Origin of the sequence: Thioalkalivibrio sp. ALE21 (assembly GCF_003208255.1) — a bacterium.
Classification (GTDB): Bacteria; Pseudomonadota; Gammaproteobacteria; order Ectothiorhodospirales; family Ectothiorhodospiraceae; genus Thioalkalivibrio; species Thioalkalivibrio halophilus.
On record NZ_QKMA01000004.1, the window covers coordinates 167,986 to 180,406 of the forward strand.

The 12,421-nt window shown below is 69.6% G+C and carries 14 protein-coding genes; 9 read left to right on the plus strand and 5 right to left on the minus strand.

Annotation, left to right across the window (positions count from 1 at the left end):
* Window positions 1-31: 31 nt before the first annotated feature.
* Window positions 32-1,888 carry a dihydroxy-acid dehydratase gene (ilvD, locus tag D893_RS05545; protein WP_110619323.1) on the minus strand — a complete coding sequence of 619 codons (1,857 nt, stop codon included), beginning with the start codon at window positions 1,886-1,888 and terminating at the stop codon, window positions 32-34.
* Between the two features lie 84 nt (window positions 1,889-1,972).
* On the opposite strand from ilvD, the gene D893_RS05550 reads away from it, so the two are divergent.
* The 3 genes from D893_RS05550 to argA all read left to right on the plus strand — a co-directional run bounded on the left by D893_RS05550 (window position 1,973) and on the right by argA (window position 4,257).
* The gene (locus D893_RS05550; RefSeq protein WP_018947508.1) at window positions 1,973-2,248 is read left to right on the plus strand and encodes a heavy metal-associated domain-containing protein; all 276 of its coding nucleotides are present in this window, start codon (window positions 1,973-1,975) and stop codon (window positions 2,246-2,248) included.
* A 46-nt stretch (window positions 2,249-2,294) separates the two neighbouring features.
* The gene (locus D893_RS05555; RefSeq protein ID WP_099050000.1) at window positions 2,295-2,756 is read left to right on the plus strand and encodes a DUF192 domain-containing protein; all 462 of its coding nucleotides are present in this window, start codon (window positions 2,295-2,297) and stop codon (window positions 2,754-2,756) included.
* A 142-nt stretch (window positions 2,757-2,898) separates the two neighbouring features.
* Window positions 2,899-4,257: an amino-acid N-acetyltransferase gene (gene argA, locus D893_RS05560; protein ID WP_077244834.1), complete on the plus strand. Its 1,359-nt coding sequence runs from the start codon at window positions 2,899-2,901 to the stop codon at window positions 4,255-4,257.
* A gap of 18 nt (window positions 4,258-4,275) precedes the next feature.
* On the opposite strand, the gene dksA is transcribed toward argA, so the two are convergent.
* A complete protein-coding gene (gene dksA / locus D893_RS05565; protein WP_077244835.1) occupies window positions 4,276-4,677 on the minus strand; it encodes an RNA polymerase-binding protein DksA in 402 nt (133 codons plus the stop codon).
* Window positions 4,678-4,787: 110 nt separating this feature from the next.
* Here dksA and D893_RS05570 point away from each other — a divergent pair, with 110 nt between their 5' ends.
* Genes D893_RS05570 through murU form a run of 3 tightly spaced genes read left to right on the plus strand, consistent with a single transcriptional unit; the run spans window position 4,788 to window position 7,319 of the window.
* Complete coding sequence (locus D893_RS05570; RefSeq protein WP_110619324.1) at window positions 4,788-5,573, plus strand: metallophosphoesterase; 786 nt, start codon at window positions 4,788-4,790, stop codon at window positions 5,571-5,573.
* A gap of 7 nt (window positions 5,574-5,580) precedes the next feature.
* Window positions 5,581-6,612 (plus strand): phosphotransferase, encoded by a 1,032-nt coding sequence (locus D893_RS05575; RefSeq protein WP_110619325.1) that lies wholly within the window; start codon window positions 5,581-5,583, stop codon window positions 6,610-6,612.
* The gene (murU, locus tag D893_RS05580) at window positions 6,612-7,319 is read left to right on the plus strand and encodes an N-acetylmuramate alpha-1-phosphate uridylyltransferase MurU (RefSeq protein WP_077244848.1); all 708 of its coding nucleotides are present in this window, start codon (window positions 6,612-6,614) and stop codon (window positions 7,317-7,319) included. The genes D893_RS05575 and murU overlap by 1 nt, the downstream gene beginning before the upstream one ends.
* Here the strand turns inward: murU and D893_RS05585 are convergent.
* Genes D893_RS05585 through D893_RS05595 form a run of 3 tightly spaced genes read right to left on the minus strand, consistent with a single transcriptional unit; the run spans window position 7,304 to window position 9,315 of the window.
* Entirely contained in the window at window positions 7,304-7,786 is a 483-nt protein-coding gene (locus D893_RS05585) for a DsrE family protein (RefSeq protein WP_244263450.1), read from the minus strand. The genes murU and D893_RS05585 overlap by 16 nt on opposite strands.
* Before the next feature lie 22 nt (window positions 7,787-7,808).
* On the minus strand, window positions 7,809-8,732 hold the full coding sequence (locus D893_RS05590; RefSeq protein WP_110619326.1) for a hypothetical protein: 924 nt from the start codon (window positions 8,730-8,732) through the stop codon (window positions 7,809-7,811).
* A complete protein-coding gene (locus D893_RS05595; RefSeq protein ID WP_110619327.1) occupies window positions 8,725-9,315 on the minus strand; it encodes an RNA polymerase sigma factor in 591 nt (196 codons plus the stop codon). The genes D893_RS05590 and D893_RS05595 overlap by 8 nt, the downstream gene beginning before the upstream one ends.
* A 148-nt stretch (window positions 9,316-9,463) precedes the next feature.
* Here D893_RS05595 and D893_RS05600 point away from each other — a divergent pair, with 148 nt between their 5' ends.
* Genes D893_RS05600 through D893_RS05610 form a run of 3 tightly spaced genes read left to right on the plus strand, consistent with a single transcriptional unit; the run spans window position 9,464 to window position 12,414 of the window.
* The gene (locus tag D893_RS05600) at window positions 9,464-9,913 is read left to right on the plus strand and encodes a hypothetical protein (protein ID WP_110619328.1); all 450 of its coding nucleotides are present in this window, start codon (window positions 9,464-9,466) and stop codon (window positions 9,911-9,913) included.
* 4 nt (window positions 9,914-9,917) lie between these two features.
* Complete coding sequence (locus D893_RS05605) at window positions 9,918-11,354, plus strand: glutamate--cysteine ligase (protein ID WP_077244841.1); 1,437 nt, start codon at window positions 9,918-9,920, stop codon at window positions 11,352-11,354.
* Between the two features lie 16 nt (window positions 11,355-11,370).
* Window positions 11,371-12,414: a M14 family metallopeptidase gene (locus D893_RS05610; protein ID WP_110619329.1), complete on the plus strand. Its 1,044-nt coding sequence runs from the start codon at window positions 11,371-11,373 to the stop codon at window positions 12,412-12,414.
* The last annotated feature ends 7 nt before the right edge of the window (window positions 12,415-12,421 follow it).

Genomic DNA, 12,421 nt, shown 5'->3' on the forward strand with positions numbered 1-12,421 from the left:
TCAACCGGGCAGTACAGCGCGGCGGCCCGCGTCAGCCGTCCTCCAGCGGGGAGATGTCGCGCACCGCGCCGAACGCGGCCGAAGTGGTCATCAGGGCATAGGCGCGCAGGGCCTGAGTCACCGGCCGATTGCGCGACTCGGGCTTCCAGGCCTTCGCCCCGCGGGCCTCCATCGCCTCGCGCCGCGCCGCCAGGGTGGCGTCGTCCACGTCGATGCGGATCTCGCGCGCGGGGATATCGATCACGATGGTGTCGCCCTCCTCGATCAGGCCGATCGCCCCGCCCTGCGCCGCCTCCGGCGAGACATGGCCGATGGACAGCCCGGAGGTGCCACCGGAGAACCGCCCGTCGGTGATCAGCGCGCAGTCCTTGCCCAGCCCCTTCGACTTCAGATACGAGGTGGGATAGAGCATCTCCTGCATGCCGGGACCGCCCTTCGGACCCTCATAGCGGATGATCACCACGTCGCCCGCCCGGATACGGTCAGCGAGGATGGCCTCGACCGCGGCGTCCTGGCTCTCGAACACCCGCGCCGGGCCGGAGAAGGTCAGGATGCTCTCGTCGACGCCGGCGGTCTTCACGATGCAGCCGTCCGGTGCCATGTTGCCGTAGAGCACGGCCAGGCCGCCGTCCTGCGAGTAGGCATGCTCGATATCGCGGATGCAGCCGTTGGCGCGGTCGAGGTCGAGGCTGTCCCAGGCGCGATCCTGGCTGAACGCGGTCTGGGTGGGCACCCCGCCCGGCGCTGCGCTGTACAGGCGCTCGGACTCGGCGGCATGACGCATCACGTCCCACTGCTCCAGGGCGGCGCCCAGGGTCGGGGCATGCACGGTCGGGATGTCGCGGTGGATCAGCCCGCCACGGTCCAGTTCGGCGAGGATGCCGACCACGCCGCCGGCGCGGTGCACGTCCTCCATGTGGTACTGCTGCGTCGCCGGGGCCACCTTGCACAGGTTGGGCACGTGGCGCGACAGGCGGTCGATGTCAGCCATGGTGAAGTCGACCTCGCCCTCGCGCGCGGCCGCCAGCAGGTGCAGCACGGTGTTGGTGGAGCCGCCCATGGCGATGTCCAGGCTCATCGCGTTCTCGAACGCCTCGAAAGTCGCGATGGAACGCGGCAGGGCCGAGGCGTCGTCCTGCTCGTAGTAGCGCCTGGCCAGGTCGACCACGCGCCGCCCGGCCTCCTCGAACAGGGCCTGGCGCGCGGCATGCGTGGCCAGCAGCGAACCGTTGCCCGGCAGCGACAGCCCCAGGGCCTCGGTCAGGCAGTTCATCGAGTTGGCGGTGAACATGCCGGAGCAGGAGCCACAGGTCGGGCAGGCGGAACGCTCGACGGCCTCTACCTCCTCGTCGCTGGCGCTGGAGTCGGCGGCCTTGACCATCGCATCCACCAGATCGAGGTGGATCACGTTGTCCTGCCCGGGCGCCTGCACCTTGCCGGCCTCCATCGGCCCGCCGGAGACGAACACCACCGGGATGTTCAGGCGCATCGCCGCCAGCAGCATCCCCGGGGTGATCTTGTCGCAGTTGGAGATGCACACCAGCGCGTCGGCGCAGTGGGCGTTGACCATGTACTCCACCGAGTCGGCGATGATCTCGCGCGAGGGCAGGGAATAGAGCATGCCGCCGTGGCCCATCGCGATGCCGTCGTCCACCGCGATGGTGTTGAATTCCTTGGCCACGCCACCGGCCTGTTCGATCTCGCGCGCAACCAGCTGGCCCATGTCCTTCAGATGCACGTGTCCCGGCACGAACTGGGTGAAAGAGTTGGCGACGGCGACGATCGGCTTGTCGAAGTCGCCATCCTTCATGCCGGTGGCGCGCCACAGGGCGCGGGCCCCGGCCATGTTGCGGCCGTGGGTGGTTGTGCGGGAACGATAGGCAGGCATGATGGGCAGATCTCGCGAACGTTCGTGGAAATGCGAAATCGTACATAATGCGAGCATCAATACCCAGTAGGGGAGGAAGCGTTCATGAAATTCGAGGTCGAGAACATCAAGTGCGGCGGCTGCGCGAGCTCCATCCGCAAGGGCCTGATGCAGGTCGAAGGCGTGGAATCCGCCGAGGTGGACGTCGAGAACGGGGCCGTGGAGGTCACCGCGCCGGAGTCCGCCACCGACGCGATCCGCGAGAAGCTGGCCCACATGGGCTACCCGGAGGTCGGCTCGGTGTCCGGATTGCGCTCCGCCGGCGCCAGGGCGAAATCGTTCGCCAGCTGTGCCGTTGGCCGCATGAGCGGGGACAAGTGACCCCGTGATGAGTCGCCGGCCGGCGCACGCCGGATTCGCGCATGGCATGGCCGCGTTCGGGCTGGCGGCCCTGCTGGTGTTCGGCGGCCCCGCCGCCGCGCAGAACACCGCCCCCTCCGGCCTGCCGGAAACCGCCCTGGAGATCGGCGGCCGGACACTGACGGTGGAGATCGCCGCCGACGATGCCAGCCGCCGGCAGGGTCTGATGTTCCGTGACGAACTCGCGGAGGATCGCGGCATGCTGTTCGTCTGGGACCGCGCCGACCGCCGGGCGATGTGGATGCGCAATACGCTCATCCCGCTGGACGTGGCGTTCATCGACGGTGACGGCGAGATCACCAACGTCGAGACCATGGCGCCGGAGACCACCCGCATGCACTGGTCGGCGGCACCGATCGAATACGCACTGGAGGTCAACGCGGAATGGTTCGCGCGGCACGGGATCGAGGCGGGTGACCGCATCCCCGGCCTGGACGCCGCGCGCGAGGAGGCTGCCCGGGGCCGCTGAAGGCCACGCCGGGCGCCGACCTGGCCCCGCGCATCGCCGCCGGAATCGACTCAAGCCACCGGGGACGAGGCCATGGCTCGTCCGCCATATCGCGCAACTTGTCGCCCAACCGGATCGTCCAATCGTATTGCGAGGGAGCCGCGTGAACCCGCCAGACCACCCAACCCGCCCGCATCCCGCACGTCGTGCCCCGGCTCCGGGGGAACTCGCGTGGTTCCGCGACGCCGTGCCATACATCGCCGCGCACCGGGGCCGCACGATGGTCATCGCACTGGCCGGCGAGGCCGCGCAGGCAACGGAGTTCCCGGCCCTGATGCGGGACATCGCCAAGCTGCACGCACTGGGCGTGCGCGTGGTGCTGGTGTACGGGGCACGCCCGCAGATCGAGGCGCGCCTGGCCGAACGCGGCCTGCAGCCGCAGTACGCCGAGGGTCTGCGGATCACCGATGCCCCGGCGCTGGATGCCGTGCTGGACGCGGTCGGCCGCCTGCGGCTGCAGATCGAGGGCCTGTTGTCCCGCAGCCTGGGCCAGCCGGGCACCGGCAACGCACGCCTGCGGGTGGCCGGCGGCAACTTCGTCACCGCCCGCCCATTGGGAGTGCGCGACGGGGTCGATTTCCATTACACCGGCGAGGTGCGCGGGGTGGACATCGCCGCGCTCACCGCGCTGCTGGATCAGGAGCAGGTCGCGCTGGTCTCGCCGCTGGGGTATTCACCCACCGGCGAGGTCTTCAACCTGTCCGGCGAGGAGGTCGCGACCCGCGTGGCCATCGCCCTGGACGCGGACAAGCTGATTTTCCTGACCGAGGCCGGCGTGCTCCGCGGGCCGCAGGACGACGTGCTGGATCAGCTGACCGTGCCCGCCGCGGAGCGCATCCTCGCCGAACGCGACGACCTGCCGCAGGAACTGGCCAGCCACCTGCGCAGCGCAGTGGATGCCTGCCACGCGCGCGATCTGCGGGTCCACCTGGTCGACCGGCGCGACGACGGCGGGCTGCTGACCGAACTGTTCACCCGCCAGGGCATCGGCACCCTGGTCTCGCGGGAGCCGCTGGAGCGCCTGCGCCCGGCGACCCTGGACGATGTCGGCGGCATCCATGCGCTGCTGGAGCCACTGGAGGCCGAGGGCGTGCTGGTGCACCGCGCCCGCGAGCACCTGGAACTGGAGATCGACCGCTTCCACGTGCTGGAGGTCGACGGCCTGATCATCGGCACCGCGGCGCTGTACCCGTTCGGCGACCACGCCGCGGAGATCGCCTGCCTGGCGCTGCACGCCGAATACCGCGGCCACGGCCGGGGCGACCGGCTGCTGACCGCGATGGAAGATCTGGCGCGCGAACAGGGGGTTCGCCGGGTATTCGTGCTCACCACCCGCACGGCGCAGTGGTTCCAGGAACGCGGTTACGCCCCCGGCAGCGTCGACGACCTCCCGCCGGAGCGCCGCCAGCGCTACAATCAGGCGCGCAACTCGCGGGTCTTCACGCGCGAGCTGGAGGGCTGACCCGGGGCAACGCCGGGCTCAGCGGCCGCGCGCCTCGTCGCGCTCATGGGCCTCCTGCGCGGCCACGCTGAGGGTGGCGATGGGACGGATCTCCAGGCGTTCGAGGCCGATCGGCTCGCCGGTCTCCTCGCAGTAGCCGTATTCGCCGCGCTCGATGCGCGCCAGCGCCTCGTCGATCTTGGTCAGCAGCTTGCGCTCGCGGTCGCGGGTGCGCAGCTCCACGCCGGCATCGGCCTCGTGGGTGGCGCGGTCGGACGGGTCCGGCTCCTGCCAGGTCTCGGTGCGCAGATGCTCGAGGGTCTCTTCCGACTCGGCGATCAGCTCGGCCCGCCACGCCTCGAGTTTGCGCCGGAAATAGTCCAGCTGGCGCGGATTCATGTAGGGTTCGTCCTCGGAGGGACGATAGTCGGGATCCACCATGTTGCACCTCCGGATCGTGGCCCGAGCCACGGGCCCGCCACAACGGGTAAACCTGCACTAGAACACATGTGCCGGACTCAGTACAGACCGCCAGACCACGGGGATCGAACATGCACGAACCGCTGCGCCTGATCCAGGTAACCGACAGTCACCTGGGGACCGAGCCGGGCCCGGTGCGCGCGGGCTACCCGGACAGCGACCTCGCATTGCGCCACGTCCTGGAAACCGCGCGGGCGCGGGAAGGCCTGCCCGACCGCCTGCTGCTGACCGGCGACCTCGCCGAGAACCCGTCGCCGGAGACCTATGGGCGCCTGAAGGCACTGCTGGACGAAACGGGACCCTGGCCCACCAGCGCGCTGGCCGGCAATCACGACGACGCACGCGAACTGGCGGTGACCCTGGAGTCGGTCGGCCACGCGGTCCATCGCAGCGAAGGCCTGGGCAGCTGGCAGCTGATCGCCCTGGACTCCTCGCAGCCCGGAGGGCCGGCCGGCCATCTGTCCGACGCCGAACTGCAGCGCCTCGAGGGTGCCCTCACCGCGCACCCGGAACGCCCGGCCCTGATCGCCGTACATCATCCGGTGGTACCGGTGGGCAGCCCGTGGATGGACGGCATGGGCCTGACCAATGCCGACGCGCTGTTCGCCGTGCTCGACCACCATCCGCAGGTGCGGGCCTGCGTGTTCGGCCACGCGCACCAGGTGGTCGACACCTTTCATGGCGACGTCCGCCTGCTCGGCTGCCCCGCCACCTGCGTGCAGTTCCGCCCCGGGGCCACGGAATATCAGCTCGACGATGATCCGGACACCGGGCGTCCGGGTTACCGCGTGCTCGAACTCTATCCCGACGGCCGCCTGGACACGCGGGTCGAGCGGCTGCCTGCGCCGCCCGCCTGAGGGCCGCATGAGCGCGTCTTCGGTGCCGGAGGATACCCGCGCCGCCGCCCTGCAGGCCTGGCTGGCGCAGCGCCCCGGGTGCTTCGAGGGGCTGCAACTGCTGCGCGCGGATGCCAGCTTCCGCCGTTATTTCCGCGCGCGACGCGACGGTGAGCCGGTGGTCATCATGGATGCCCCGCCGGAACGCGAACCGGTGGCCCCGTTCCTGCGCATCGCCCGTCTGCTGGAGGCCCTCGGCCAGCGTCCGCCACGCATCCATGACGAGGACCCGGACGCGGGGTTCCTGGTGCTGGAGGACCTCGGCGACCGCACGTTCACCCGGGCACTGGCCGAGGGCGAGGACGAGAAGGCCCTGTATCAGCGGGCCATCGACCGGCTGGCCGACCTGCACCGGGCCTGGCCACAGCGGCCTGCGGAGGCCACACCCGCACTGCCCGCCTACGACACCCCGCGCCTGCTGGACGAGGCGCGCCTGTTCATCGACTGGTATGTCCCGGAACAACAGGGCCATCCGCCGACGGAGGCCGCCCGAGGCGCCTGGGAAACGGCCTGGACGCAGACCCTGGACGCCCTGCCGCGCCTGGAGCCCACCCTGGTTCTGCGCGACTTCCACGTGGACAACCTGATGATCCCGCCGGAAGGCGCGGGCTGCGCGCTGCTGGATTTCCAGGACGCGGTGCTCGGGAGTCCGGCCTACGATGTGGTATCGCTGCTGGAGGATGCGCGGCGCGACGTTTCACCCGCAGTCGCGCGGGAGGCCCTCGCGCGCTACCTGCAGGCCACCGGGTGGCCCGATGAGGCCTTTCGGGTGCATTACCGGGTGCTCGGGGTCCAGCGAGCGATCAAGATCCTCGGCATCTTCACCCGTCTGGGCCGGCGCGACGGCAAGCCCGACTACCGCCGCCACGAACCGCGCCTGCAGACGCTGGTGCGGCGCGGACTGGCCCACCCGGACCTGGCCCCGGTGGCGGACTGGTTCCGCCACCACATGCCGGAGGATCCCGCCGCACCCGGTGACGTCGGGGACGAAGGCGCATGATGCGGGCCATGATCCTCGCGGCCGGGCGCGGCGAACGCATGCGACCGCTGACCGACGAATGCCCCAAGCCCCTGCTGGAGGCCGGCGGCAAACCGCTGATCGTCTGGACCCTGGAACGCCTGGCCCGCGCGGGGTTTGGCGAGGTCATCATCAACACCGCCCACCTGGGTGAGCAGATCCCCCGGCGGCTGGGCGACGGTTCGGCCTTCGGGCTAAAGATCCGCTATTCGCCGGAACCCGCCGGCGCCCTGGAAACCGCCGGCGGCATCCGCCAGGCCCTGCCCCTGCTGGGCCCCGAAGCCTTCCTGGTGATCAACGGCGACATCTGGTGCGACCACCCGCTCGTACCCCCCTCGCGGCTGCCCGGGGCCATCGAAGAACACGATGCCCCACTGGCCCATCTGGTGCTGGTGGACAACCCGCCGCAGCATCCCGACGGGGACTTCGCGCTGGGCGCCGACGGCCGCGTCACCACCGACACCGGCCCGGGTCGCCTGACCTTCAGCGGCATTGGCTGGTATCACCCGGCCCTGTTCGCGTCGCTGGAACCGGGCTGCCGCCCGCTGGGCCCGGTGCTGCGCGAGGCGATCGCGCAGCACCGGGTGAGCGGCGAACACTACACCGGAGACTGGCGGGACATCGGCACGCCGCAGCGCCTCGCGGCGCTCGACCGCGATCTCGCGACCACGGATCAGGGCTTGATGTAGGTGAACCCCTGACGCTGCAGGCGGTAGAGCTCAGTGATGCCGCTGCCCACGACCTCCTCGCGAATCACGTCGTGCAGGTCGCCACGCTCCAGCCCGCGGACCTCCATGGAACGCCGACTGACCAGGAACCTGAAGCCCTGCAACCGCAGGGTGTCGATGCGGATGGCGGTGGCGGTGTCCATGGACTCCGCCTCCAGCAGCCGCACCCCCTCGCCGTGCAGAACGATGCGCACGTCGGCCGCGTCGCGCTCCGACTCGGCCAGATGCTCCTTGAGGTAGCGCAGGACATTGGAGAAATGAGCCCGGTCAGCAGAATCCAGGTGGTAGACCACACGTGCGACCGGGGTATCGCCGTCACTTCCCGCCCCGGCTGCCGGGCCGGCCGACAGAAGGGCCGCAAGCAGCAGGAGCGGGCCTGCCCACCATGCGGAACGCCGGATCGGCGCAAGCGCTCGTGAAGGAATCACTCCACGCTCCCGCCACCCCGGCTCAGACCTTGATATAGATCCAGCCTTCCGCCTGGCGGCGGGCTGCCTCGGCCACGCCCGAGTCGATGCGCTCGGCCTGCGGCAGGATATCGATCCGCGGCTTGCCCTCCTCGCGCGCCAGACGCCCCAGGGTTTCGCTGCAGGCGGTGAAACGCAGACCGGAGTGTTCCCGGCTCAGTGTCGCCACGCGATCCGGGAACGGGGCCCGATCGGCACGCAGCATGTTCATGGCCTTGTTGTGCACCACCACCTGAACGTTGAGGTTCCGGCCATCGCGCGCGGCCTCGTCGAACATCGCCTCGATGTCGTCCAGCAGCTCTTCCATCGCGACCCGGTCGGCGTCATTGACATGCAGAAGGATCTGATCGGTCTCGCTGGCTGCATGGACCGGCTGCGGTGCGGCGGCTCCGCCCGCGGATTCGGCTTCCGCCATCTCCGTGAACAGGGCGCTGACGGTGTCGTCGAGCTCGGGCACCCCCTGGCCTTCGGACGCCGTCGCATGGGCTGCGGAGCCGGTCCCGGCCCCGTCCACGAACCAGCCGGCGTCACGGGTCACCTCGTAACCGGCCACCGAGCCCAGCACCAGGGCCACGACACCGGCGGCCACCGATGAGAACCAGCCGGTACGCCGGGGACCACCCCTCGGCGAGCGGAGCAATCCCGCACCACCGGAGCGGCCGCCGGCACCGCCGTGGTCATCCTCCCCGCTACGGTAATCCCGGGCCGGCGGTTCCACGTCCTCGTACGCCATCGCCACCAGCTCCTTGAGCTGGTGCATGTCACAGACCTCACGGCTCAGGTGCGCGCTGGAGGCAATCGCCTGCAGGGTCTGCAGCCGGTCCTCCGGGGAGAACTCGCCATCCACGAAGGCATTGAGAATCTCTTCGCTCGGACGGTCCTGCGCCTTGAGTCGGTCTTCAGCCATTCTGGCTCCTTACTACCCTGAGTTGCGGCCCCTCTTCGGCGGGTTCCGCGGCAATGCCCGTCGCCGCTTCAGCCTCCGGGACCTGCTGTTGTTCCAGCAACTGCTTTTTCAACTGCGCCCGGGCCCGGCTCAGGCGGCTCATTACGGTACCGATCGGGACATCCAGCACCTCGGACACCTCCGCATACGCGAAGCCTTCCAGGTCCACCAGGGACACCACCTGCCGGTGGTCGGAACTCAAACGGGCCATCGCCCGGTGCACATCGGACACCCGGCGGTCACGCTCCGTCTGCTGCTCCGGGCAGTCCTCGCAGGCCAGCTCCATGTTGTCGACGTCCACCGTGTCTTTCTGCCGCCGCCCCCAGTCGCGGTAGCAATTGGTCATGATGCGGAATACCCATGACTTCAGTGCGTTTTCGTCCTGCAACGACTTCAGCCGGGTGAGGGCCTTCATCATGGCCTCCTGCACCAGATCGTCGGCCAGCGCACCGTCGTGACACCACGCATAGGCCATGCGGTACATCTGCGGTCGCAGGTCGCAGACCTGCTGGCGCAGCCGCCTTTGAGCGAACCAGGTCGCCATTGTTCTGTCTCCTCACATCCTGCAGGCCGTCTGTGCGGCCCTGCTTGTTCTTGTACCCTGTAGGACGTCGTCCCCGGGGGCGCTATTCCCGGTCTCCGGGCCGGGCTGCCGCGCGCACGCGACACACTTCTTCAGTCAAGGATACGCAATGCCCTTCGATCCGCAACAACTCGAGGCCTCTTTCGCCTTTGACCCGGACACCACCGCGGATCTGCGCGAGCGCTGGGCGCAACTGATGAACGACGCGGTATGGGCCGATCTCAAGACCGGCACCATCGGCGCGGTGCCCCGCCTGCGCAAGCGTCTGCTGGAGCTGGGCGAGAACCTGCGGTCCATGCTGTCCGATCGCGCCTGGATTCCGCACGAGCGCGAACGGGTGAAAGGGGCGATGGCCGCCAGCCTGAACCTGCGTGACAGCCTCAACCAGACCGACCGCGCGGCGAAACTGCTCAACGGCGGCGAGGATTTCGAGCGCTTCGAGGCCGACTACCTGGCCTTCCGCAAGGCGCTGCTGGCGTTCATCGAACACCACGAACAGCTCTGGGGAGACCTGCTGGAATCCCTCTACGACGACAGCCCGGACGCGGAAGAGGACTGATCAAGTGGGCGAGGAGATCGGGTCCGAGTGCTTCACCCCGGAGGATCGCGAGCGATTCCGCCAGGCCCTCGACCGCGAGACCGATCTGCTGCTCGCCTGGCTGGACACCCACCGCGATACCCCACGGGGCCCGACCACCCTGGGCTTCGAAATCGAGGCCTGGCTGTGCGACGCCGAGGGCCGGGCGCTGGCGGAGAACGATGCCTTCCTGGAGGCGATGGACAGCCCGCTGGTGTCACGCGAGCTCGCACGCTTCAACGTGGAACTGAACACCAGCGTGTTCACCGCCGGGCCCGGCAGTTTCACCGCGATCCTGCAGGAATTGCGCGACACGGTGAAGCGCGCGGGGCGAGCGGCGGCGCGCTTCGACGGGGGCGTACTGATGGCCGGCAGCCTGGCCACCCTGCCCCCGGAAGCGCTGGGACTGCACCACATGTCGCCCCAGGCACGCTTTCGCGCACTGAACGAAGCGGTGCTGGAGAACCGCGCCCGACGCCCGCTGCACGTCGACATCCGCGGTCGCGAACACCTTCAGCACGACCACGACGACGTGATGCTGGAGTCGCTCGCGACCTCCTTCCAGATACACATCGGCAGCGCCCCCGGCGAAGCGCATCGCAGCCTGAACGCCGCCATGGTGGCCAGCGCGCCGGTACTCGCGGCCGCGGGCAACACGCCCTATCTGTTCGGGCACGACCTGTGGGAGGAAAGCCGCATCCCCCTGTTCGAGCAGGCGGTGGAAAGCGGTGGCTTCGCCGACTCGGCCCGCGGGCCGATCCGCCGGGTGACCTTCGGCAGCGGCTATCTTCATGACTCGGTCGGCGAGCTGTTCCGCGAGAATCGGGATCATTTCCCGGTCATGCTGCCAGTCGACCTGCACCACCCGCCGGAGGATCTCGCCCATCTCGCGCTGCACAACGGCACCATCTGGCGCTGGAACCGGCCGATCGTCGGCACCGATGCCGGGGGCCGGCATCACCTGCGCGTGGAGTTTCGCTGCCTGCCCGCCGGCCCCTCGCTGATCGACATGCTGGCCAACGCGGCCTTCGCCCTGGGCCTGATCGAATGGCTGCGCGATGCCCCCGGGGACGGCACCGCCGGCACCCCGTTCGCCGAGGCCCGCGACAACTTCTATCATGCCGCCCGCGAAGGCCTGCACGCCCGGCTGCGCTGGGGCCATGCGGACCCGCTCCCGGCACCGCGCCTGATCCGGCACCAGCTGCTGCCACGGGCCGCCGAAGGCCTGGAGAACCTGGAGATCGACCCCGGCGAGCGCGACGCACTGCTGGGCATCATCGCCGCGCGCGTGGACAGTGGCCAGACCGGAAGCGCCTGGCAGCGTCGCTGGGTCGCGCAACACGGACGCGACTGGGCCGGACTCGTCCGCGCCTATCGCGGCTGGCAGAACACCGGCGCCCCGGTACACACCTGGGGCCTGTAACCCGAGATACCGAACCATGCCGCAAGACCGACCCGCGATCCGCGAATATTTCGAGCTGCCCGACGGTTTCCTCGACGCCACACCGCGCACCCTGAGCCAGATCGTGCCGGAGCCGGCTCTGATCCACCTGGCCGGCCGGCGCGAACCGGCCGTAGCCGTGGTGCTCCTGCTGCACGGCAATGAACCGGTGGGTCTGCATGCCATCCAGCAGCTGCTGCGCCACTACACCCACCGCGAGCTGCCGCGCGCGCTGACCCTGGTGATCGGCAACCCGCAGGCCGCCGCGCTGGACCAGCGTCACCTCGACCAACAGCCGGACTTCAACCGGATCTGGCCGGGCACCGAACAACCGGGGTCACCCGAGGCGGAGGTCTTCGACCGACTGGTGACCCGGCTGCGCGAGCGGGGGCTGTTCGCGGCCATCGACCTGCACAACAACACCGGGCGCAATCCGCACTATGCCTGCATCAATCGCCCCGACCCGGCGTTCATGCAGCTCGCCGCCCTGTTCGGACGTACGGTGGTCTACTTCACCCGCCCGCGCGGCGTCGCCTCCATGGCCCTGGCGGAGCTGGCCCCGTCGGTCACCCTGGAATGCGGGCATCCGGACGATACCGCCGGGGTGCAGCACGCCTTCGAGATGGTGGATGCGGTGCTGCACCTGAGCACCTTCCCCGGCCACCCGCCGGAGCGCGACGCGATCGACATCTACCACACGGTGGCGCGCGTGCGGCTGCGTCCGGGGATGCGGGCAAGCACCGGAACGGATGGGGACATCCGCCTGGAACCCGATCTGGACCGGCTCAACTTCCAGATGTTGCCGGCCGGTTCCTGTCTGGTGCGGCGCCGGCCGGAAGTGGACGACCCGCTGGTGGTTACCTCGGAGGACGGTGCCGAGGTGACCGGTCTGTATCTCGAAACCCGGGGGGAAGAAATTCGCCTGCGGCGCGACGCGATGCCATCGATGCTGACGCTCGACAGCCGGGTCATCACCCAGGACTGCCTGTGCTATCTGATGGAGCCCATGGACATGGAGGCGCTCGCCGCAACCGCCGGCTGAGGGAGCA

What these genes read in the sequence shown, in the direction of transcription:
- ilvD (WP_110619323.1), bottom strand. Translation starts at nt 1,888, where the DNA reads ATGCCTGCCTATCGTTCCCGCACAACCACCCACGGCCGCAACATGGCC.
- D893_RS05550 (WP_018947508.1), top strand. Translation starts at nt 1,973, where the DNA reads ATGAAATTCGAGGTCGAGAACATCAAGTGCGGCGGCTGCGCGAGCTCC.
- D893_RS05555 (WP_099050000.1), top strand. Translation starts at nt 2,295, where the DNA reads ATGGCCGCGTTCGGGCTGGCGGCCCTGCTGGTGTTCGGCGGCCCCGCC.
- dksA (WP_077244835.1), bottom strand. Translation starts at nt 4,677, where the DNA reads ATGGTGGATCCCGACTATCGTCCCTCCGAGGACGAACCCTACATGAAT.
- D893_RS05570 (WP_110619324.1), top strand. Translation starts at nt 4,788, where the DNA reads ATGCACGAACCGCTGCGCCTGATCCAGGTAACCGACAGTCACCTGGGG.
- D893_RS05575 (WP_110619325.1), top strand. Translation starts at nt 5,581, where the DNA reads ATGAGCGCGTCTTCGGTGCCGGAGGATACCCGCGCCGCCGCCCTGCAG.
- murU (WP_077244848.1), top strand. Translation starts at nt 6,612, where the DNA reads ATGCGGGCCATGATCCTCGCGGCCGGGCGCGGCGAACGCATGCGACCG.
- D893_RS05590 (WP_110619326.1), bottom strand. Translation starts at nt 8,732, where the DNA reads ATGGCTGAAGACCGACTCAAGGCGCAGGACCGTCCGAGCGAAGAGATT.
- D893_RS05595 (WP_110619327.1), bottom strand. Translation starts at nt 9,315, where the DNA reads ATGGCGACCTGGTTCGCTCAAAGGCGGCTGCGCCAGCAGGTCTGCGAC.
- D893_RS05600 (WP_110619328.1), top strand. Translation starts at nt 9,464, where the DNA reads ATGCCCTTCGATCCGCAACAACTCGAGGCCTCTTTCGCCTTTGACCCG.
- D893_RS05610 (WP_110619329.1), top strand. Translation starts at nt 11,371, where the DNA reads ATGCCGCAAGACCGACCCGCGATCCGCGAATATTTCGAGCTGCCCGAC.